Annotated in this window: 18 protein-coding genes and 1 pseudogene; 12 read left to right on the top strand and 7 right to left on the bottom strand. The window is 65.2% G+C overall.

What is annotated here, in order from left to right:
- Positions 1 to 279 precede the first annotated feature (279 nt).
- From FNL14_RS10670 to FNL14_RS10635, 8 genes and pseudogenes are all read left to right on the top strand, one after another.
- Positions 280 to 1277 (top strand): annotated as a pseudogene (locus FNL14_RS10670) (substrate-binding domain-containing protein).
- Positions 1278 to 1339: 62 nt separating this feature from the next.
- Positions 1340 to 2383, top strand: coding sequence for an ABC transporter permease (locus FNL14_RS10665; protein ID WP_050056213.1), 1044 nt, complete (start codon positions 1340 to 1342; stop codon positions 2381 to 2383).
- 9 nt (positions 2384 to 2392) lie between these two features.
- Complete coding sequence (locus FNL14_RS10660; RefSeq protein WP_091417309.1) at positions 2393 to 3328, top strand: ATP-binding cassette domain-containing protein; 936 nt, start codon at positions 2393 to 2395, stop codon at positions 3326 to 3328.
- A 99-nt stretch (positions 3329 to 3427) separates the two neighbouring features.
- Positions 3428 to 4426, top strand: coding sequence for a Gfo/Idh/MocA family oxidoreductase (locus tag FNL14_RS10655; protein WP_091417311.1), 999 nt, complete (start codon positions 3428 to 3430; stop codon positions 4424 to 4426).
- Between the two features lie 17 nt (positions 4427 to 4443).
- A complete protein-coding gene (locus tag FNL14_RS10650; RefSeq protein WP_181762603.1) occupies positions 4444 to 5466 on the top strand; it encodes a Gfo/Idh/MocA family protein in 1023 nt (340 codons plus the stop codon).
- A gap of 37 nt (positions 5467 to 5503) precedes the next feature.
- Complete coding sequence (locus tag FNL14_RS10645; protein ID WP_142059885.1) at positions 5504 to 6592, top strand: Gfo/Idh/MocA family oxidoreductase; 1089 nt, start codon at positions 5504 to 5506, stop codon at positions 6590 to 6592.
- Positions 6592 to 7377 carry a TIM barrel protein gene (locus FNL14_RS10640; RefSeq protein WP_142059883.1) on the top strand — a complete coding sequence of 262 codons (786 nt, stop codon included), beginning with the start codon at positions 6592 to 6594 and terminating at the stop codon, positions 7375 to 7377. The genes FNL14_RS10645 and FNL14_RS10640 overlap by 1 nt, the downstream gene beginning before the upstream one ends.
- Complete coding sequence (locus tag FNL14_RS10635) at positions 7374 to 8417, top strand: Gfo/Idh/MocA family oxidoreductase (protein WP_142059881.1); 1044 nt, start codon at positions 7374 to 7376, stop codon at positions 8415 to 8417. Before FNL14_RS10640 ends, FNL14_RS10635 begins: the two co-directional genes overlap by 4 nt.
- 11 nt (positions 8418 to 8428) lie before the next feature.
- Here FNL14_RS10635 and FNL14_RS10630 read toward each other — a convergent pair whose 3' ends face one another.
- Positions 8429 to 8878: a MarR family winged helix-turn-helix transcriptional regulator gene (locus FNL14_RS10630; RefSeq protein ID WP_091417323.1), complete on the bottom strand. Its 450-nt coding sequence runs from the start codon at positions 8876 to 8878 to the stop codon at positions 8429 to 8431.
- Between the two features lie 175 nt (positions 8879 to 9053).
- Here FNL14_RS10630 and FNL14_RS10625 point away from each other — a divergent pair, with 175 nt between their 5' ends.
- Positions 9054 to 10274, top strand: a complete 1221-nt coding sequence (locus FNL14_RS10625) for an MFS transporter (RefSeq protein WP_142059879.1) — start codon at positions 9054 to 9056, stop codon at positions 10272 to 10274.
- Here the strand turns inward: FNL14_RS10625 and FNL14_RS10620 are convergent.
- From FNL14_RS10620 to FNL14_RS10610, 3 genes are read right to left on the bottom strand one after another with little or no spacing between them, the layout of a single operon-like run.
- The gene (locus FNL14_RS10620) at positions 10209 to 11219 is read right to left on the bottom strand and encodes a LacI family DNA-binding transcriptional regulator (protein WP_091417328.1); all 1011 of its coding nucleotides are present in this window, start codon (positions 11217 to 11219) and stop codon (positions 10209 to 10211) included. The genes FNL14_RS10625 and FNL14_RS10620 overlap by 66 nt on opposite strands.
- Positions 11220 to 11262: 43 nt before the next feature.
- Entirely contained in the window at positions 11263 to 12156 is an 894-nt protein-coding gene (gene iolB / locus FNL14_RS10615) for a 5-deoxy-glucuronate isomerase (protein WP_142059877.1), read from the bottom strand.
- A 17-nt stretch (positions 12157 to 12173) separates the two neighbouring features.
- Positions 12174 to 12914 (bottom strand): GntR family transcriptional regulator, encoded by a 741-nt coding sequence (locus FNL14_RS10610; RefSeq protein ID WP_091417333.1) that lies wholly within the window; start codon positions 12912 to 12914, stop codon positions 12174 to 12176.
- Positions 12915 to 13199: 285 nt separating this feature from the next.
- On the opposite strand from FNL14_RS10610, the gene FNL14_RS10605 reads away from it, so the two are divergent.
- Positions 13200 to 14615: a sugar porter family MFS transporter gene (locus tag FNL14_RS10605; RefSeq protein ID WP_142059875.1), complete on the top strand. Its 1416-nt coding sequence runs from the start codon at positions 13200 to 13202 to the stop codon at positions 14613 to 14615.
- A gap of 114 nt (positions 14616 to 14729) precedes the next feature.
- The gene (locus FNL14_RS10600) at positions 14730 to 15863 is read left to right on the top strand and encodes an LOG family protein (protein WP_142059873.1); all 1134 of its coding nucleotides are present in this window, start codon (positions 14730 to 14732) and stop codon (positions 15861 to 15863) included.
- A gap of 37 nt (positions 15864 to 15900) precedes the next feature.
- Here FNL14_RS10600 and FNL14_RS10595 read toward each other — a convergent pair whose 3' ends face one another.
- Together FNL14_RS10595 and FNL14_RS10590 are read right to left on the bottom strand one after the other, a co-directional pair.
- Positions 15901 to 16743, bottom strand: a complete 843-nt coding sequence (locus FNL14_RS10595; protein WP_142059871.1) for a matrixin family metalloprotease — start codon at positions 16741 to 16743, stop codon at positions 15901 to 15903.
- A 135-nt stretch (positions 16744 to 16878) separates the two neighbouring features.
- On the bottom strand, positions 16879 to 18012 hold the full coding sequence (locus tag FNL14_RS10590) for a VIT1/CCC1 transporter family protein (RefSeq protein WP_142059869.1): 1134 nt from the start codon (positions 18010 to 18012) through the stop codon (positions 16879 to 16881).
- 256 nt (positions 18013 to 18268) lie between these two features.
- Between FNL14_RS10590 and FNL14_RS10585 the strand changes: the two genes are divergently transcribed.
- The gene (locus FNL14_RS10585) at positions 18269 to 18493 is read left to right on the top strand and encodes a hypothetical protein (protein ID WP_142059867.1); all 225 of its coding nucleotides are present in this window, start codon (positions 18269 to 18271) and stop codon (positions 18491 to 18493) included.
- Between the two features lie 119 nt (positions 18494 to 18612).
- On the opposite strand, the gene FNL14_RS10580 is transcribed toward FNL14_RS10585, so the two are convergent.
- Positions 18613 to 20133 carry a sodium:solute symporter gene (locus tag FNL14_RS10580; RefSeq protein WP_142059865.1) on the bottom strand — a complete coding sequence of 507 codons (1521 nt, stop codon included), beginning with the start codon at positions 20131 to 20133 and terminating at the stop codon, positions 18613 to 18615.
- Between the last annotated feature and the right edge of the window lie 248 nt (positions 20134 to 20381).

The following is a 20381-nucleotide window of genomic DNA, read 5'->3' as shown; positions in this document are numbered from 1 at the left end:
CCCGTTTGCCCCACTTCCCGCCAGCACTAATTGAGGGCTAATGCCCCGTTGAGATTGTCTCAACGGGGCATTTCCTGTGTCCGGGGCATAGCCGAAGCACCTCGTTCCCACGATCTGCGGGCCGCGAGGCGCAGGACTGAAACTTGCGTACGTAAGAACATGCTAATGACAGGACAAAGTATTGACTTTTGTGAGTGAGGTCACCATGATCTAGGAGAAGGCATTCGGCAGTGCGTAACGAAACGCGCGGAACAGCCCGAAAATCAAAGGAGATTTATCGTGAAGAAGTTTTCCTGGCGGAAGGCGGCGCTCGTAGCAGCCGTTGTCCCCATGATGGCCTTGAGCGCCTGCTCCAGCACAGGCGGCAAGACCGAGCAGGGCGGTACTTCCGGCGGGGGCAGGTTGCAACCACTGCGCGGATGAAGATTGCGCTTGTCACCCACGCGGCTCCGGGCGACACCTTCTGGGACATCCTGCGCAAGGGTGCCGAGGAAGCAGCAGCAAAAGACAATGTGGAGCTGCTCTACACCTCCGACCCGGAAGGCGGACGCCAGTCGCAGCTGATCCAGCAAGCCATTGACCAGAAGGTTGACGGGATTGCGGTGACCCTGGCCAAGCCGGATGCCCTCAAGGACGTGCTGAAGAAGGCGACGGAAGCGGGAATCCCCGTGGTGAGCCTCAACTCCGGCGCCGACGTCTGGCAGGGCCTGGGTGCGTTCACCCACTTCGGTTCAGACGAGAACCTTGCGGGTGCGGCCGTAGGCGAGAAGCTGACGTCCATGGGCGTAAAACGGCCCATCTGCGTCATTATGGAGCAGGGAAACGTTGCCCTTGACTCCCGCTGTGCAGGCGTCAAGTCCAAGATTCCCGCCACGGAGAACCTCTTCGTGCAGGGCACGGACATGACGCAGGTTTCCTCGACCGTCACCGCCAAGCTGCAGGCTACGTCCGAAGCTGACGCCATCATCGGGCTGGGGGCACCGTTCACCCTGACCATCAACAAAGCGGTGCAGTCACTGAACCTGCAGGACAAGGTCAAAGTGGCCTCATTCGACATGAATGGTGAACTGGCCCAGGCAATTATCGACGGCAAGGTGGCCTTCACCGTGGACCAGCAGCCGTGGCTGCAGGGCTATGGCGCAATCGATGCCCTCTGGCAGGCCAAGCGCGCAGGCATCCACGTCGGTGGCGGGCAGCCCGTGCTGACCGGCCCCTCGATCGTCGACAAGACTGCCGCTCCCGATGTCCTCAAGTTCGCCCAGGAAGGCGTCCGCTAAGGACGCCGCCGCAGGTTCCGGGGCCCCGGCCCCGGAACCTGCACCAAGCAGGAGAAACCCACATGACTCAAGTAGCGGTACAACTCAAGCCGGTGGACGAACGAATCGCCCGGCAGAACCCCTTCCAGAAACTTCTCGGCAGGCCCGAGGTAGGTGCCCTGGTGGGCGCCATTGTCCTCTTTATCTTCTTCGCCTCCGTATCCCAGACGTTTATCCAGCCGGCCTCCTTCGCCACCGTCCTGTACGGCAGCTCGACCATCGGAATCATGGCCGTAGGGGTGTCGCTGCTGATGATCGGCGGCGAGTTCGATCTCTCCACCGGTGTTGCCGTCATCAGTTCGGCACTGACTGCCTCCATGTTCAGCTGGTACTTCAGCATGAACGTGTGGGTAGGCGTGGTGCTTGCCCTGCTCGTATCGCTCGGCATCGGATTCATCAACGGCTGGATCCTGATGAAGACCAAGTTGCCCAGCTTCATCGTCACGCTGGCGACCTTCCTGATGCTGACAGGCCTGAACCTGGGCCTGACCCGCATGATCGGCGGCGGTGTCTCTTCGCCGTCAATTTCGAACATGGACGGGTACAAGTCGGCCCAGGCGGTCTTTTCCTCCTCCGTCACCATCGGCGGTGTGGCGGTAAACAACACCGTCTTCATCTGGATCGCCCTGGTGGCGGTGGCCTCGTGGGTCCTGCTGCGGACCAAGGTGGGCAACTGGATCTTCGCCGTGGGCGGCGACGCCAATGCGGCCCGCGCTGTGGGCGTTCCCGTCAAGGCAACCAAGATCGGACTCTTTATGGCCGTCGGCTTCTGCGGCTGGGTGCTGGGCATGCACAACCTGTTCGCTTTCGACGCGGTCCAGTCCGGCGAAGGAGTGGGCAATGAATTCCTCTACATCATCGCCGCCGTCATCGGAGGATGCCTCCTGACCGGCGGCTACGGATCGGCCGTTGGCGGAGCAATTGGCGCCTTCATTTTCGGTATGGCCAACAAGGGCATTGTGTACGCACAGTGGAACCCGGACTGGTTCAAGTTCTTCCTTGGCCTCATGCTGCTGCTGGCCACCATCGTCAACCTCATCGTCAAGCGCCGTGCGGAACTGAAGTAAGGGCCGGAAATGAACAGCGAAGCGATCGACCAACAAACCCTGCTCAAGAATGAAAAGGACCCGCTGACCCACACACCTGTGCACCTGCTCTCCCTCGAAGGGGTGGGCAAGCACTACGGAAACATCGTGGCGCTGCGGGATGTCACCATGGCAGTGGACAACGGACGCGTCACCTGCGTCCTTGGCGACAACGGGGCAGGCAAGTCCACCCTGATCAAGATCATCGCGGGCCTCCACCAGCACGACGAAGGCACGCTGAACATCATGGGCGAGGAACGGAAATTCAATTCCCCCCGCGATGCACTCGACGCCGGAATCGCCACCGTTTACCAGGACCTGGCCGTGGTCCCGTTGATGCCCATCTGGCGGAACTTCTTCCTCGGTTCTGAGCTCACCAGCGGCTTCGGTCCCTTCAAGAGCATGGATGTCCAGAAGATGAAGGACATCACCAAAAAAGAACTCGCCGAAATGGGGATCGACCTTCGGGACGTGGAACAGCCCATCGGCCAGCTCTCGGGCGGCGAACGCCAATGCGTCGCCATCGCAAGGGCCGTGTACTTCGGCGCCAAGGTCCTCATTCTGGACGAGCCGACGGCGGCCCTCGGCGTCAAGCAGTCAGGTGTGGTGTTGCGTTACATCCTGCAGGCCAGGGACCGCGGACTCGGGGTCATCTTCATCACCCACAACCCGCACCACGCGTTCCCTGTCGGGGACCGGTTCCTCCTGCTCAAGCGCGGCAAGTCCATCGGCTACTACGACAAAAAGGACATTTCCCTGGACGAGCTCACGGCCCAGATGGCCGGCGGTGCCGAGCTGGCAGAACTGGCCCATGAACTGGAGCAGCTCGGCGGACACAGCGATGTGATCAAGGAGGTTCAGGCCGAGGTGGCCGATGTTGCCTACAGCGCAGAAACGCCAGGGAACAGCAGCCCGCGGCACGTGTAGCAGGGCGGTGCAGCAGGACCGGGACTGACCCGCCCGAAAGACGGGCCGGCCCGGCCGCCTGCCGCGGCGAAACAAACGAACAGCAGACGGGAAGACAGCATGCCGATCCGGGTTGGCGTTATCGGCGCCGGTGTTATGGGCGCAGACCATATCAAAAACCTCTCCACCACTATCAGCGGGGCTGAAGTCACCTTCGTGGCAGACCTCGACGGCGGCCGCGCCGCTGCGGCAGCGCCACCATCGGCCCGCACCACCACGGACCCTTCCGAACTGATCAACTCCAGCGAGGTTGACGCCGTCGTTGTTGCCTCGCACGACTCCACCCACGCCGGCCTGGTGCTGGAGTGCTTCGAAGCCATGACGCCGGTGCTGTGCGAAAAGCCGCTGGCACCTACCCTGCTTGAAAGCCGTGAGGTGGTGGCAGCCGACGCCGACATCGTCGCGGCAACCGGGGCATCGCTGCTGTCGCTGGGCTTCATGCGGCGCTTTGACCCTGGCTATGCCGCCCTCCGGGGTGCAGTCCAGGACCGCATCCAGGGCGAGCCGCTGATGATCCATTGCACCAGCCGTAATGCCACCGCAGGCCCGGGGTCAACCGCGGAATCCGCCGTCACCAACTCTGCCATCCACGAACTGGACATCATTCCGTGGTTGCTCGGCTCGCCCATTACAGAAGTCTCCTGGCAGGCAGGGAGGACCACGCGCCACGCTGGAGGCGGACTGCAGGACCCCGCGTTTATGCTGCTCCGCACCGCCGACGGTACCTTGGCCACGCTGGAACTGTTCCTGAACGCACAGTACGGCTACACGACCCGCTGCGAAGTTGTTTCCGAACGCGGGGTCACCGGGCTAAGGGACCCTGCCCTCTTAGGCATGGAAGAGGACGGAACCCGGCGCACCGCCGTGCCCGCGGACTGGCGCCCCCGCTTTGCGGATGCCTACAGGCTGCAGCTGCAGGCCTGGGTCACGGCACTCCGCCATGGCGACCAGCCACCGCTCGCCGCTGCGATGGACGGTCTGCACGCCTCGCTGGTGGCACACGCGATGATCCAATCGATGCACAGCGATGGTGCCTTCACCAAGGTCAACTACTCGTGAGCAGCCTGACACTGCCGATGTCCAGCATCCCTGATTCACGCGATGCCCCCGTGCTGCGCTGGGGAATCCTGGGGCCCGGCTGGATCGCGCAGCGCTTCACTGAATCCGTCCAAGCCCACACCGGCCAGGTGATCGCCGCCGTCGGGTCCCGTTCATTCGATCGTTCCAAGGCGTTCGCCGAGTCCTTCGGCATCCCCGCAGCCTTCGGCAGCTATGAGGAACTGGTGGCCGATCCGGGCATCGATATCGTCTACGTGTGTACGCCCCACACCGCCCACCACGCGGCGGCGGTCCTGGCCATCGGCGCCGGCAAGCATGTGCTGATCGAGAAGCCCCTCGCGCTCAACGCGGAGCAGGCGCGCGACATTGCCAGGCGCGCTGAAACTGCGGGAGTTTTCGCCGCCGAGGCCATGTGGAGCTTCTTCCTGCCAAAGTTCGATGTGATCCGGCAGGTCCTGGATGCCGGAACCCTGGGCACGATTACCACGGTGCTTGCGGAATACGGCGAACACTTTGAACCCGCCCACCGCATCTTCGATCCGGCCCTGGCTGGTGGCCCATTACTGGACCTGGGCACGTACCCGCTTGCCCTGGTCACTGAGGTCCTGGGCAGGCCCCAACGGCTGCACGCAATGGGCCAGCCCCACCCCTCCGGTGTCAACGCCCAGCTTTCCGCGGTGATGCAGTTCGAGGGCGGTGCCCAGGCCGTGGTGAACACCCATGTCCACAACTTCACACCCACCTGCGCAGTGATCGCCGGCTCCGAGGCGACGTTGAGCGTGGACGGTCCCTTCAATATGCCGGGAGGCTTCGAGCTTCGGTTCCCCCATGGGGAACGGCTGCGGTATGAGGAACCGCCGGGTGGCCATTTCGAAGGCCTGCATTATGAAGCGGCTGCTGTGGCCCGCTCCATCGCGGCTGGAGAGACAGAAAGCCCTCAGCGTCTGCTCGCTTCCTCCATCCAGACCCTGGAAGTAGCCGACGACATCAGACGCCAGCTTTCCATCGAGTTTCCAGGCGAAGGCAACCAGCCCGCCTGAATCCAATTGTGTTCCGACTATTGAAAGGACGAGTCACATGGCCTACATCACCCAAGATCCAACACCAGGTTGCGCACCGGTGCGGATTGGTCTCATCGGCTCCGGCTGGATGGGAGCCTTCCATGCTGAGAGCATCGCCCGGCGGGTCCCCGGCGCATCCCTGGCGGCCATCGCAGACCCCAACGTGCAATCCGCCCAAACCCTGGCCGGGAAACTGGGTGCCGCGAAAGTAACGGCCAGCGCTGATGATATCCTCGCGGACCCGGAAATCGACGCCGTCATCATCGCCAGCCCGGCCCGCTTCCATGCGTCGCTGATCGCCCAGGCCGCGGCCGCCGGGAAGCACGTCTTCTGCGAGAAGCCGGCCGCGCAGGGGCTGGAGGAACTTGGCGCCGCGCTCACCGCCGTTGAGCAAGCGGGCGTGCACTTCCAGGTCGGCTTCAACCGCCGGTACGCCGAAGACTTCCAGGCGGCCAAGAAGGACCTGTCCGCCGGTGTTGCCGGAACGCCACAGCTCCTGCGCTCGCTGACGCGCGATCCCGGGACGGGAAGCATCCCCAACGCCGCCAGGGTGCCGGCCTGGACCATCTTCCTGGAAACCCTCATCCATGACTTCGACACCCTCAACTGGTTCAATGAGGGGGCCGAGCCCGTCGAGGTGTACGCCGTGGCGGATGCGCTGGTGGAGCCTTCCCTGCGCGAACAGGGGTTCCTGGACACAGCGGTAGTGACCATCAGGTACAGCAACGGTGCCATCGCGGTGGCGGAAGCGAACTTCAGCGCCCTGTACGGATACGACGTCCGCGGCGAAGTCTTCGGTTCCAAAGGTATGGTGCAGGCCGGCCGTTCCACGGAAACTGCGGCCCTCAGGTACACGGCGGAGGGGCTCGCCGCGGACACCCCGCGGCTCAATGTCGAGCTGTTCAGCCAGGCCTACACAGACGAACTCGCCGACTTTGCCGCGACCGTGCGGGCAAAGCGCGACGGCGGCCCCTCGCCGTCGTCCGCTTTCACTTTGACTCCCGTGGGCGCCGACGCCCGGCGCGCCCTGGCGGTGGCCCTGGCCTGCATCGAATCGGTCAAAAGCGGCGCTCCTGTAGCGGTAGCAGAGAGGGCAGGCGTCTGATGCGGCTTGCCGTCTGCGCGGAGATGGTCTTTACGGACCTTCCGTTTGTGGAACGGGTACGCCGGATCAACGAGGCGGGATTCGACGTGGAACTGTGGGATGCCCGGGACGAGGACATCCAGGCGCTGAAGGCAACGGGAGCCGTCTTCTCCTCCATGACTGGTTATTCGTCCGGCAGTCTCGTGGACCCGGATACGGCCGATGACGTGGTCCGGACGGCTGAAGCGCTGATCCCCACAGCACTGGAACTGGGCGTGAGCCGGATGGTGGTGCACCCCGCGGAACTGGTGCAGGGCCAAGCCGCACGACCCGTCTACCGTTCCTCAGGCCGCATGTGGGCGACAGGCGCGCGGACCCTGGAAAAGCTCGGGAGGTTGGGCGAAAAGCATGGCGTGACATTCTGCCTGGAGAACCTGAACACCGTCCTGGACCACCCCGGCATCCCTTTGGCCCGGGCCAAGGACACGCTCATGCTCGTGGAAGCGGCAGGCCATCCGAACGCCAAACTGATGCTGGATCTCTACCATGCACAGCTGGGGGAGGGGAACCTTATTGAACTTGTGAGGGCGGCCCTGCCGTACATCGGTGAAATCCAGGTGGCCGACGTTCCTGGACGCTGCGAGCCGGGTACAGGGGAAATCAACTACGCAGCTGTTGCACGGGCCCTTGCTGACGCCGGATATGAGGGCACAGTGGGCCTGGAGGCGTGGGCCAAGGACGACAGCAATGCAGCCCTCGAGGCCTTCCGCACCGCCTTTACCGTCTATGCAGGGGAAAAACGATGAAAGATGTAACGCTTGGCCTGGTGGGCGTCGGCAGGATCGGCGTGATGCACGCCAATAATATTGCGGCCCTCAATGATGTGTTGAACCCGAAGAACATCAACGTCCGGCTCCGGCTCACGGATGTGGCCGAAGAGCATGCCCGGAACGTGGCCGCCGGCCTCGGTGCCGGGTACCAGCCGTCCGTTGACGCGCTTCTGGCCTCCGGAATCGACGGCCTGGTGGTAGCCACGGGGACTGCCACTCATCCGGAGTTGATCAGGGCGGGGGTGGACGCGGGCATCCCGGTCTTCTGCGAAAAGCCCGTGGCCTTGAACGTTGCAGACGCCCTGCCCGTCCTGGACTACATCAGGGACAAGAACGGCGTGGTCCAGATAGGCCACCAGCGCCGATTTGATGCCGGGTACCTGGAAGCCAGGAGGGCTTACCAGGCCGGCGAGTTGGGATGGATCCACTCCCTGCGTGCGGTCACCTGCGACATGGCCCCGCCGCCCGTGGAATTCCTGGCAACCTCCGGCGGGCTCTTCCGCGATTGCTCGGTCCACGACTTTGACATCCTGCGCTGGCTGACCGGCCGTGAAATCGTGGAAGTCTATGCCAGGGGATCCAACAACGGGGATCCGGCGATCGGCGCTGCGGGGGATGTGGACACCGCGCTGGCGCTGGTGACGTTCGACGACGGCACGGTCGGAACAGTCTCGGCGACGCGGTACAACGGGGCCGGCCACGATGTGCGGCTGGAAATCCAGGGTTCCTTCCGGTCGCTCATGGTGGGCCTTGACGATAAGACCGCCATGGCATCGGCGGAGCCGGCAGTCGTTTTTCCCTCGGGTCAGGCGCACAGGACGTTTGCTGAGCGTTTCGACCAGGCATACCGTTCCGAGATGGCCGCTTTTGTTGAGCTTGTCCTTGGCCAGCGGGATAACCCGTGCACGCCCGAGGACGCCGTGGCCGCGTCCCGGGTGGCCGACGCCGCGCAGGAGTCCCTGGCCAGCGGCCTTCCGGTTCGGGTGGCAGGAGCTGTGACCAGCCCGGCGTCTTAGGCCACAGCAGGTCAGGACACTGCGTGCAGCCTGGGGAGCGCGTCCACCAGGGGAGCCAGTTCCGGAATGTCGCGCGCCTCTCCCAAGGCACGTTCGAGGGTGGCGTTGTGCACCGGCCTGGCTTCCGCCAGGAGGCTGAGGCCGGCGGGTGTCAGTTCGGTGTAGATGCCGCGGCGGTCATCGGCGCACAGGATCCTGGTCAGGAGGCCGCGGTCCTCCAGCCGGTTCACCAGGCGCGTGGTGGCGCTGGGGCTCAGTGCCGAAGCGCGGGCGAGCTGCTGCATCCGCATGTGCCACCCGTCCTGGCGGCTGAGGGCATCCAGGACGGTGTACTCCACCACGGACAGCTTTGATTCCGCCTGGAGCGCGCGCTCCAGCTCGGTTTCGATCAGCCCGTGGAGGGCGGCCAAAGTGCGCCAGCCTTGCGCGCGGACCTCAACGGCGTCGTCCTTGATGCCCATACATTGCTCCTTAAGGGGGACAGCCGGGCGGCCGTGGGGTACGGCAGCCAACCTGCCCGAGAGTGCACACGAGATAGTTGCTTGCGCGGGATATTTGCATGTGCAACAATAAATACCGCGTCTGCAACTATTTTAGGCGCCCACCGCACCCCACACAACCCAAAGGAGCACCGGCATGCCCGTCGGACTGATAGCCCTCGCCCTTGGCGGGTTTGGCATCGGACTCACCGAATTCGTCATCATGGGCCTCCTGCCCGAAGTGGCTGCCAACTTCCAGGTCACCGAGGCGCAGGCGGGCTGGTTCATCTCCGGCTACGCCTTGGCCGTAGTGGCCGGCGCCCTCGGGCTCACGGCAGCTGTGACCCGGCTTGACCGCAAGCCCGTGCTGGCCGCGCTGCTTGTCCTGTTTATTGCCGGCAACCTGCTCTCCGCCACTGCGGCCGGCTACTGGCCCATGATGGCCGGGCGCGTTATCGCCGCGCTCGCACACGGAGCGTTCTTCGGCATCGGCTCCGTCGTGGCCGCAGGCATGGTCCCGCCCAACAAAAGAGCAGGAGCCATCGCACTGATGTTCACCGGCCTCACCGCAGCCAACGTCCTGGGCGTCCCGTTCGGCACCCTCCTTGGCCAGGCCGCCGGCTGGCGGGCCACCTTCTGGGCAATTACGGTCATCGGCGTGGCTGCGCTCGCCGGGATCCTGGCACTCGTCCCCAGGGCGGCCGGCGGCAAAGCCGAAGCCGGGGGACTGCGCCGCGAACTCCGGGCCTTCAGATCGGGCCAGGTATGGCTCTCCTTTGCGGTCACCATCCTGGGATTCGGTGGAATGTTCGGCGCCTTCACCTACATCGCCTACACCCTGACCGAGGTCACCGGCTTCGCCCCCACCACGGTGCCATGGCTGCTGATCGTCTTCGGTGTGGGCCTCTTCGCGGGTAACACTCTTGGCGGGAAGGCCGCAGACCGGAACATCGACCGCACCCTGCTGGTGGTGCTCGCCGTCCTGTCCGCTATCCTCGTCCTCTTTGCCCTCACCGCAACTAGCCAGGTGCTCACGGTGGCATCCCTGGTGTTGATGGGCGGCTTCGGCTTCGCCACTGTTCCGGGCCTGCAAATGCGGGTGATGACCTACGCGAGCAGCGCCCCCACCCTGGCTTCCGGCGCCAACATTGGGGCCTTCAACGTGGGCAATGCACTGGGCGCATGGCTCGGCGGCGTCACCATTTCCGCAGGCCTGGGCTACACCTCACCCATTTGGGCCGGCGCCGGCATCACGCTGCTGGGCCTGGCGGTGATGGCGTTCGCGGCAGCTGCTGCCAAGCCCAAAAACACGCTAGGCGCCGGAGGAACGGCGGACCATCAGGGTGGGCTCGAGCTTGCGGGTCACGGCCGGTCCTGACGTTCCGGCCACCCGTTCCAGCATGAGCCCCGCCGCCATCCTGCCCAGTTCACCTGCGTGCTGGTCGATGGACGTCAGCCCTATCAGCGGGGATGCCGCCACCTCAATGTTGTCGCAGCCCACGATGGCCACATCGTCCGGGACCAGCAGGCCATGGGCGGCCAGCGCTTCCATGATGCCAATGGCGGTGAGGTCGTTGTGGGCGAAAATCGCCGTGGGAAGGGTGGCGCCAGAGGCCAGGAAGTTCTCCATCACCGCCCGGCCGCCCCGCTCCGTCATGTCGCTGTGCACCAGCAGAGGCTCCAGGCCGAACTTTTTCATCGCCGCCAGGTAGCCTTCCCGGCGGGCGGTGTAGGGCAGCCAGTCCGAGATGTCCACGTGCGCGATGCGCCGGTGCCCCAGCTCGTGGAGGTGCTCCACCGCCAGCACCCCGGACCGGAAGTCGTCGCACAGGACTGAATCAACGCCGTCGACCTCCAGTTCCCGCGTGATGACGACGGCGGGAGTCCCGCGAAGTGCCGCCGCCAGTTCGGCGGAGGAGCCGGTGCAGCCGGCCAGGATGACGCCGTCCACACGCAAGTCCACGAACGACCTCACAGCTTCCAGCTCGGTGCCGGGGTCGGCGGAGCCGACGGCGACCATCACCTGGTTGCCGCTGCCCGCGAGTCCTTCGGTGATGCCGTCGTAGATGTCTGCGAAGACCGAGTTGTGCAGGTCCAGGAACAGCACGCCCAGGGTGTTCGTGCGCCGGCTAGCGAGGCGGCTGGCGAGCCGGTTCGGCGAGTAGCCCAGGGCGGCGGCGCTTTCCAGGACCGCCGTCCGCTTGGCGGATGAGACTTTGGGGGAGTCCCGCATCACCAGGGACACCAGGGCGCGGCTCACCCCGGCTTCACGCGCCACATCCTCCATGGTGACGGAGCGGTTCGCAACGGGGCTCTGTTTCACAAGACTCCACTATGCCAGTCTGCCGCTGCCGCGCGGACGGGGCTCAGGCGCCGAACGGCAGCCGCGGGTCGATCTCCTGGCCATCCCAGCTTTGGCGGACCCAACCGTGGTGGGGGTCATCGCTGATCAGCCAGTCGCGCACGGGACCCGGGCCGGCCATGACGTTCAGGTAGTACAGGTCGTAGCCGGGCGCCGCCATTGCGGGGCCGTGCCAGCCGTAAGGGACAAGGACCACGTCACCCGTGCGGACCTCGGCGGAGACATCGATGGGACGCTCGTCGGAGGCGTAGACGCGCTGGTAGCCGATGGCGTCGGCGTCTGCGGGCGCCGGCGAGCCGGCGGCCACCTGCGTCTCGAAGTAGTAGATCTCCTCGAGGTGCGTCTCGCCGTCCTTCTCCTCGTCATGCTTGTGCGGGGGATAGGAGGACCAGTTGCCGGCCGGGGTCAGGACCTCGCAGACGATGAACCGGTCGGCCTCCAGTGCGGCCGGCGTGCCGAAGTTGTGCACCTGCCGGGAGCAGTTGCCGGCTCCGCGGAGCTCCACCGGGGTTTCGCCAGCCGTCACCAGCCGGGTGGGGTAGGAGGCATGGGCCGGGGCGGTGGCAACAGCCACCCGGCCGCCGTCGGCTGAACTGATGGTCACAGCCCTCCCGGTGCCGGAGTAGAGGACATCCGTGGGGCCGTTGAACACTGACGCGCGGCCGGTCAGCTGGTATTCCGCCCCGTCCACCGTGGCGGTGAAGGATCCGTTGAGGGGGACTACGATTCGTTCTTCATCCGCGGTGGGAAGTTCGACGGCGGCCCCGGCGGTGAGGGTGGCGACCTTCAGTCCGGTATGCGCCCAGCCGTCGACGGTAAGGGTGGAGTCGGACGTTCCGATCGAGACATCCCACTTGCCGTCGGCGGCGGCGCCCAGGGGGTAGACCCAGTTGGTCATGGAGTTGGCTCCTTTGATTATCGCTGTACGAGAGTCATTTCAAAGCTGTAGGAATCGGCGCGGTACACGTGGTGGCCTGTCTCCACGCGGCGGCCGGTGTCATCCGTGGCGGTACGCTCCATCGTGACCAGGGCCGACCCTTCGCCGGTCTCCAGCATGGACGCCTGGTACTCATTGGCCGTCATGGCCCCGATCCGCTGGTTGGCGAGCCGGAAGTTGACGCCGCCTCGGCGGAGGATCGCATAGAGGCCTTCCGCGGTGAGCGTGGCCTGATCCATCTCCGTAATATCGTCGCGCACCCAGTTCTCCATCAGGGCGAGCGGTTTGCCCCCCACTTTCCGAAGCCGGGTGAAGTGGTACACCTTCGAGCCTGCGGGGAGCTGGAGTGTGGCAAGGATGGCGTCGTCGGCTTCGATATGGGAGAAGCTCAGGACTTCCGTGGTGGGTTTCTTGCCGTTGTTGGTGAGGTCGTCATAGAGGCTGGAGAGCTCCAGGGGACGCCGCACCTGGCTGGACACCACCTGGGTTCCCACCCCGCGTTTGCGCACCAGCAGGCCGGACCGAACCAGCTCGTCCATAGCCTTGCGCATGGTGGGGCGGGACAGGTTCAGCTGGGCTGCAAGATCGATCTCGTTGTCCAGCCGGCTTCCAGGTTCCAGGACTCCACTGTAAATGGCGGCCTCGATGCCCTGCACCACTTGGTGGTAAAGGGGGACGGGGGAGGAGCGATCGATGCTGAGACCCAGGTTGTTCGCCACTTTTACGTTCCTGTTCCTGGTGGCAGTCCGTTCGGGCCTGTGAGCGCCGGCTGCTTTGCCACTATATGTTCTCTTGATAGGACATAGTTCCTCCTCGATCGTAGCAGGCTGGAATTGCCGGTCAAAGGCCTTGACGCGCCCTCAAGGGGCAGGAGCGCCGCGAAAGCAAATGTTCTGACATTAAGTCTTTCTATTGACGATGCCGTTAGAGCGCTCTAACGTTAGTGCCACCCATCACATTCACCGGTCGTCCTTACGGTCCCCCTGAGAACCTGAGAGGCAACAATGCTGTTGCAAAAACCGTCCCAAGGCGTCCCCGGCCAGCACCGCGGGTACCTCGCCCGGCTCACTGTCATTTCCACCCTCGGCGGCCTGCTGTTTGGCTACGACACCGGTGTTATCTCCGGCGCGCTGCTGTACATGAACGACTCCCTGAACATGAACGCCGTCGAGGAAGCAACAGTAGTGAGCGCGCTGCTGTTTCCCGGTGCGGCAGCAGGCGCCCTCGCGGGCGGCCGGATGGCTGACAAGCTCGGCCGGCGCGGTTCCCTGCTGGTGTGCGCCCTGCTGTTCCTGCTCGGAGCCATCGGCTGCGCCACCGCACCTAACGTTTCCTTTATGATTGCCGCCCGGATCCTGCTGGGCCTGGGCGTTGGCGCGGCCGCCGTCACCTGCCCCCTTTACCTGGCGGAGATGGCACCGGCCCACCTCCGCGGCCGGATGGTGACCATCAACGAACTGATGATCGTGACCGGCCAAATGCTGGCCTTCGCCATCAACGCCCTCCTGGACGCCCTGATCCACGACACCGAAGTCTGGCGCACCATGCTGGGCATCGCATCGCTCCCGGCGCTGGCCCTGCTCGCAGGCATGCTGATGCTCCCCGAGTCGCCGCGCTGGTACGCCATCCGCGGCCGGCTCGAGGACAGCCGCCGCGTGCTCAACCTGAGCCGGAACCCGGAGGAAGCAGCCCGGGAGTTCGAAGAGATCGCCCAAGCGGCACAGACGGCCCAAAAGGAGCGTGGCCACGCCTGGCGCGACCTCCGCAACAACCCGTGGATGCGCCGGCTGCTGTGGATCGGCATCGGACTCGCCACCGTCCAGCAGGCCACCGGCATCAACACCGTCAACTACTACGCTCCCACCATCCTGGAAAAGAGCGGCCTCGGTGTCAGCGCTTCGCTCGTGGCCACCATCGGCGTCGGGTTGACCTCAGTCTTGATGACCGTCCTGGGCATCTGGCTGCTGGGTTTCATTGGCCGGCGAAGGATGCTGGTCATCGGTTTCTCCGGCGTGGTGGCCTCGCAGGCACTGCTGGCGCTCGTCTTCCTGCTGCCCCAGTCCGACCTTGCCAGCTACACCATCCTCGCCGCCATGATGCTGTTCGTTGCGTTCGTCCAGTGCTTCATTGGCACTTGCGTGTGGCTGCTCCTCTCCGAAATGTTCCCGCTGGCCATCCGCGGCTTCGCCATGGGAATCGCGGTCTTTGCGCTCTGGACGGTCAATGCGGCCATCTCCTTCCTGTTCCCGATCGTGGTGGGTGCGCTGGGGTCCACAGGCACCTTCGGATTGTTTGTCCTGGTCAACCTGGCCTCGCTCGCCTTTGTTATCAAGTGCGTTCCCGAAACCAAGGGCCGTTCCCTCGAAGAGCTCGAGGCCCACTTCCGCGGAACTGACGAGCCGGTCCGCCTGCCGGCATAAGCAACGCGGGGTCAGTTCCGGCCCATCCCGGAGCTCCGGAGGGGCGCGGACTGACCCCGCGTTGCCTGTGCAGGTGACCTACGCTTGGTGGATGAGCACCATGAAGGGCCGGCCGTGAATCTGTCCGGAAAACTCGGGCCCAGTCCCCGCAGCCTCGACGTGGAGGATCTGGCCAGCTTCGACCGGCTGGTCAGTGCCGGAGCCGAAGAGATGGACGGCTGGCACGCCCAGTCCCTTGATCTCCGCGGACGGTCCACGGCGCTGGACCGGATCCGCGTTGAAGGCGCCATCTTCCTGGGCTGCATATTTGATGAGGGGATGGAAGACGCGCTCCGCCGCCGGGGCGCCCTGATCTTTCCGCGCCTCGAAGGCGTACCCTTCAACCCGTACCGGGCAGGGCTCTACTCGCCGCAGGAGCTGTACGCAGGCCTGGAAAATTCTCCCTACGAGGAACTGCCCGACGCGCGGATCTACCAGTGGAGCATCCAGCCCGGGCTGCGGCACCGGCTCGATGCCACCCTGGCCTCGGCCCTCCACGACCACGCCATCGGCGATGCGCTGGACGAGCTTCACCGCTCGAATGCGTGGGCCGGCCGGAAAATGGTGGGTGTGATGGGCGGGCACGCCGCCCAGCGGGGCAGCACCGACTACGCGCAGGCGGCACTGCTGGGCAGGCTGCTGGCACGGGACGGCCACGTGGTGGCGACGGGCGGCGGGCCCGGTGCCATGGAGGCTGCCAACCTGGGCGCCTACCTCAGCCAGGCCGACGACGGCGCGCTGCATGGTGCGCTGCGGACACTCGCCTCCGTCCCTGGCTTCCGTCCCTCCGTGTCAGCGTGGGCGCGTGCGGCGGCCGCCGTCGTCGAACTCTTTCCGGACGGCACCCCGTCCCTCGGAATCCCCACCTGGTTCTACGGCCACGAGCCGCCCAACTATTTCGCCACGCACATCGCCAAGTACTTCGCGAACGCCATCCGGGAGGCCATCCTGCTGGAGCTGTGCCACGGCGGCATCGTGTTCCTGCCCGGCGCGGCCGGAACAATCCAGGAGATCTTCCAGGATGCGTGCGAGAACTACTACGCCGCGGACGCGAAGGTTACCCCGATGGTGCTCGTGGGCAAGCGTCACTGGGAGCATGAGTACCCGGCATGGCCCATGCTGCGCAGCCTGGCAGCGGGACGGTGCATGGAAGAGCGGATCTTCCTGGTGGACTCAGTGGAGGAGGCGGCGGCCGTCCTGCGCCGCTGACCAGTTCACCGGCTGCCAGCAGAGCGCCCCGGACCGGTTACAGGTCCTTCCGGCACTGCGCCTTGCTCAACTCGTACAGGCCGTTGAGGTCCCCGGCGGACAACCCCTCGGGAGTGCCGATCTCCGGATACATCAGCTGGGTAGGATCCTCCACATGATCCAGCCCCATCACGTGGCTGAGTTCGTGCAGGATCACGGCCGTCGCGTACAGATGGCCGTCGGGGTTCAGGAGTTCGGTACCGATCTGGGGTGCATCCAGGTCCAGGCCGCCGGTCACAAAAGTCTTGGCACCGTCGTCGTAGCTGTAATGCGTGCTGCCACCGGTTCCGATGACCTTTCCCTTGAGCTGCGGTGCAACGTCCGGGGTGGTCCACGCGATGAGCAGCGGCGCCCAGCGCTGGCCATAGGCATCCGGCTGGTACGGGGGACGCTGCGGCGACGGCTGCTCGCTGGTGGTGCCGTCATAGACAAACGTGATGCCCGTGGCTGCGGAGATAGCGTTGATGGCATCGGATACCAGCTGCTGTGCGCCGGCCGGGGCCAGGTCATCGTTGACCACATAGTGCAGCGGCCGGCAGGGGGAGTAGCCCACCGGACTGCCATCGCCGTTGACGGCGAGGAACTTGTAGGAATCGCTCCCTGTCTGCGGGGGCACGGGCTCAGCCAAGGGCGCATCCGCTTCCTCGAATCCCGGGGGCGGAGCCTGAGTCCGCGCCTCGGCCGGCGCATTGGCTTCGGCCTCGCCGGCAGATGGCGCCCGTGGCCCCTCCTGCTGGCCTCCCTGGCCAAGACGGATATCAAGGAGATCCCTGAACCGCGGATTGTCCAGCACCAGTGCGGTGCCGAAGAGTGCTGCGGAGAACAATGCACCCGTCAGCACGAACCGGGCGGCTGCACGGGTACTTCCCGCACGCGCCCGCCTCCCGCCATGTCGCGGCTGGTCCTCCACTACTGCACCCCCATCTGCTCAGTGAGCTCTATCGTGTATGGAGCCTACTGCCAACGGGCCGGGGTGCTAGCCAACAACTGTGCCGAAGACGAGGCCCAGAAGATAGGTAACCGCGGCGGCGCCCAGGCCGATCGCAAGTTGCCGCAGTCCCCGGGTCAGGGGTGAGGTGCCGGAGAGCAAACCGACAATGCCGCCGGTGACCAGGAGGGCAAGGCCCACCAGTACGCCGGCAACCACCAGCGCCGGGAGTCCGGTCAGGCCGAACAGGAACGGCAGGATGGGCACGATGGCGCCGGAGGCAAAGAAGCAGAAGCTGGACAGTGCTGCTCCCCAGGCGGTGCCCACGGCCTCGTGCTCGTCCTCGGCCTCGGGCAGCTCCGGCTGGAGGGAGAGGCTGGGGTCGCAGTCGCAGGACAGCAGGCCCATGCGTTCGGCTACCCGGTGCTGCGCGGCTTCCTGGGACATACCCCTGGCCAGGTAAACGAGGAGCAGTTCGTTGTGCTCGAGGTCCAGCTTCGGCGCCGCTGCCAGCGTAATTTGGGTGGGACGGGTGGCTGCGAGGAGCTCGCGCTGGGAGCGGACGGAGATGAATTCGCCGGCGCCCATCGACATGGCGCCGGCAAGAAGGCCGGCGATGCCGCTGAGGAGGACCACGGTGCTGGCCACACCGGACGCCGCCATGCCCATCACCAGGGAGAGGTTGCTGACCAGGCCGTCGTTTGCACCGAAGACGGCGGCGCGGAAGGTGCCTGCCAGGCGGTTGCGCCCGCGGGTGGCGAGGCCGCGGACCACTTCTTCGTGGATTTGTTCGTCGGCGGCCATTGCCTCGGTGGCGTTGGGGTCCTTGGCGTAGGGGGAGCGGCCTTCTGCCCGCTGGGCCAGGGCAAGGACGAAGACCGAGCCGAAGTGCCGGGCCAGGAAACCCAGCAATTGGCTGCGGATGGACGCCGGACGCGGTTTGCCTGCGTGCTCACCCAGGAGGCGGAGCCAGTGGTCCTCGTGCCGGCCCTCGGCTTCGGCAAGGGCCAGCAGGATTTCCCGCTCCTCGCCCTGCCGGTTTTGGGCCAGGTCCCGGTAGACGGCAGCCTCGGCGCGTTCGTCGGCAAGGTACTGGCGCCAGCGGCGGATGTCCGACGGCGACGGCCGCGACTCTTCCCTCGCGGGGGTGTTCGGGTGGTTGGGACGGGCGTGCTGCGACACGGAAAACTCCTGGGCTGGACGGGCATGATGTGGCCCCATTGACACGCCAGCTTACCGCGGAATTCCGCGGTTTTTCGGCTGGCATCCCTCACTCCGGAGTTTCGGCGTCCCTTAAATTTTGGCTGGTTTTTGGGGGTTCGGGCGGCCGGTAACACACCCTTGACCATGGCACCGGGCGGTGCTGTGATGAAAGTGTGGCGCCCTGCCGGCACCCGCTAAAAGAGCACGTCAGGTACGAACAAACGGAGGTTGCACAATGAACACCACCGGACAGCACCCGGACATGCCCCACCTTGATTCCGTAGAAGCCGATCCCGCGTACGACTACGCCGAGGACGTCCCCGTCAGCGAAGAGGACTGGGACACCGAGGATGAATTCCTGGATGCGGAAGAACCCGTGGTCCAGGCGCCCCCTGTGGTGATAGATGCCGAGGACCGGGTGGTCCCGCTGGATGATGACGAGGTCCGCGAAGCCGAATAGCCCGGATACGGACGGGACAGGGCACGCGGAACAGAACATAAACGGACGACGGCGGCACTTCCCTTCGCTGGAAAGCGAAAGGAGGTGCCGCCGTCGGACGCGTTTTAAGGTAGGTGCGGCTACGCGGTGGGAACTGCTTCGGGGGACGCCTCTTCGGCCGCCTGGCCGGAAACGCGGCGCTGCCAGTTCCGCATCACCTGGGGATCGGTGGGCTTGGTCAGCAGGGAAACCGCTACGTACACCACCCCGGAGGCCAGCAGGCCGTAGTAGATGGGCTCGTTGGCGTAGATGCCGTCCAAGGGGGCTTTGGCGTTGATTTCCAGGACGATCATGGTGCCCAGCGTCACCACGGAACCCACGGCCATGGAGGCTGCTGCGGCGATACCGGTGCCGCGCTTCCACACCAGGCCGCCGAGGATGGCCACCAGGAGACCGCCCACCAGGATGTCATAGGCAATGGTCAGGGCGGCGACCACATCCTTGGTGATGATGGCGATGACTATGGCGATGACGCCAAGGACCAGGACCCAGATGCGGTTGGCTTTGACGTCGTGCTCGGGATTGTCACTGTCCTCGGTGCTGATGTCCTTGCCGAACCAGCTGGCCACGAACGGCAGGACGTCGGCGCGGGCCACTGTTGCGGCGGCGATCAGGGCGCCCGATGCCGTGGACATCATGGCGGCCACCGCTGCCGCAAGCACCAGGCCGCCGATCCCCAGGGGCAGCAGGTTCTGGGCTACCTCTGCGTAGACGTCGTCCTTGGCGGCAATCTTGATGTCGGACAGGGCAACGCTGGCGGCCATGCCGATCAAGGCGCCGGCCACACCGTAGAGGATGCAGTAGATGCCGGCGGTGGCGCCGCCCCAGCGGGCCACACCCGGGGTCTTGGCCGTGAAGACCCGCTGCCAGATGTCCTGGCCGATGAGCAGGCCCAGGGTGTACACCACGAAGTAGGTGATGATGGTCTGCAGGCCGATGCCGTCGATCTGGAAGAAGCTCTCATCCACGCGGCTGCGGATGCCGTCGAAGCCGCCGGCAGCGTTCAGGGTGAAGGGGAGCATCAGGAAGAAGATGCCCACGGTCTTGATGACGAACTGCACCTGGTCCGCCAGGGTGATGGACCACATGCCGCCAATGGTTGAGTAGACCAGCACAATTGCGCCGCCGACGGCGATGGCCATGGCCCGGTTCCAGTCGAAGAGCACCACAAAGATAGTGGCGTAGGCGCCGGTGGACGTGGCGCACAGCATCAGCGTGTACGCGAGCATCACGATGCCGGAGGCCTCCGTGGCCCTGCTGCCGTACCGCAGGGTGAGCATTTGCGAGACGGTGTAGACCTTCAGCTTCTGGATGGTTCCGGCGAAGAGCAGGCTGAGGAGCAGGACGCCGGCGCCGATGGCGACCACCAGCCACATGCCCGAGATGCCGAACTTGTACCCGAGGCCGACGCCGCCGACGGTTGAGGCTCCGCCCAGGACGACGGCGGCCATGGTGCCCGTGTAGAGGAAGGGGCCGAGGCGGCGGCCGGCCACCAGGAAGTCACTGTTGTTCCTGGTGCGGGACTTGCCCCACCAGCCGAAGGCCAGCATTGCGAGAAGATACACCACCACAATGGCGATGTTGATGACACTTGAATCCACGTTGGACTCCTTGGACTGTGCGGCAGCCGGGGAGGCTTCCGGAAGGGGGAACGGGAGGAAACCGCTGCACGGGGTGGGGTGGGAGCAGGTTCTCGATTATTGCCCGATAGGCAACAGATGTTTCCAAAGAGTAGGCTGTGACCGTGGTAACAGTCAAGGGCGCACTGGCGCACGCGCTGCTGCTCGCCGGGGCACGCCCGCCATGGGAGCGTCACAGAAGCGGCTGGCCATTAGTATTGCTCCAGAGC

Origin of the sequence: Pseudarthrobacter sp. B4EP4b (assembly GCF_006680095.1) — a bacterium.
Classification (GTDB): domain Bacteria; phylum Actinomycetota; class Actinomycetes; order Actinomycetales; family Micrococcaceae; genus Arthrobacter.
The sequence above is the reverse complement of the archived record's forward strand: the minus strand, read 5'-3'. Positions and strand labels throughout refer to the sequence as shown.

Bases quoted from the DNA above. Each gene is read 5' to 3' on its own strand.
- FNL14_RS10665 (WP_050056213.1), top strand. From the start codon at position 1,340: ATGACTCAAGTAGCGGTACAACTCAAGCCGGTGGACGAACGAATCGCC.
- FNL14_RS10660 (WP_091417309.1), top strand. From the start codon at position 2,393: ATGAACAGCGAAGCGATCGACCAACAAACCCTGCTCAAGAATGAAAAG.
- FNL14_RS10655 (WP_091417311.1), top strand. From the start codon at position 3,428: ATGCCGATCCGGGTTGGCGTTATCGGCGCCGGTGTTATGGGCGCAGAC.
- FNL14_RS10650 (WP_181762603.1), top strand. From the start codon at position 4,444: ATGTCCAGCATCCCTGATTCACGCGATGCCCCCGTGCTGCGCTGGGGA.
- FNL14_RS10645 (WP_142059885.1), top strand. From the start codon at position 5,504: ATGGCCTACATCACCCAAGATCCAACACCAGGTTGCGCACCGGTGCGG.
- FNL14_RS10640 (WP_142059883.1), top strand. From the start codon at position 6,592: ATGCGGCTTGCCGTCTGCGCGGAGATGGTCTTTACGGACCTTCCGTTT.
- FNL14_RS10635 (WP_142059881.1), top strand. From the start codon at position 7,374: ATGAAAGATGTAACGCTTGGCCTGGTGGGCGTCGGCAGGATCGGCGTG.
- FNL14_RS10630 (WP_091417323.1), bottom strand. From the start codon at position 8,878: ATGGGCATCAAGGACGACGCCGTTGAGGTCCGCGCGCAAGGCTGGCGC.
- FNL14_RS10625 (WP_142059879.1), top strand. From the start codon at position 9,054: ATGCCCGTCGGACTGATAGCCCTCGCCCTTGGCGGGTTTGGCATCGGA.
- iolB (WP_142059877.1), bottom strand. From the start codon at position 12,156: ATGACCAACTGGGTCTACCCCCTGGGCGCCGCCGCCGACGGCAAGTGG.
- FNL14_RS10605 (WP_142059875.1), top strand. From the start codon at position 13,200: ATGCTGTTGCAAAAACCGTCCCAAGGCGTCCCCGGCCAGCACCGCGGG.
- FNL14_RS10585 (WP_142059867.1), top strand. From the start codon at position 18,269: ATGAACACCACCGGACAGCACCCGGACATGCCCCACCTTGATTCCGTA.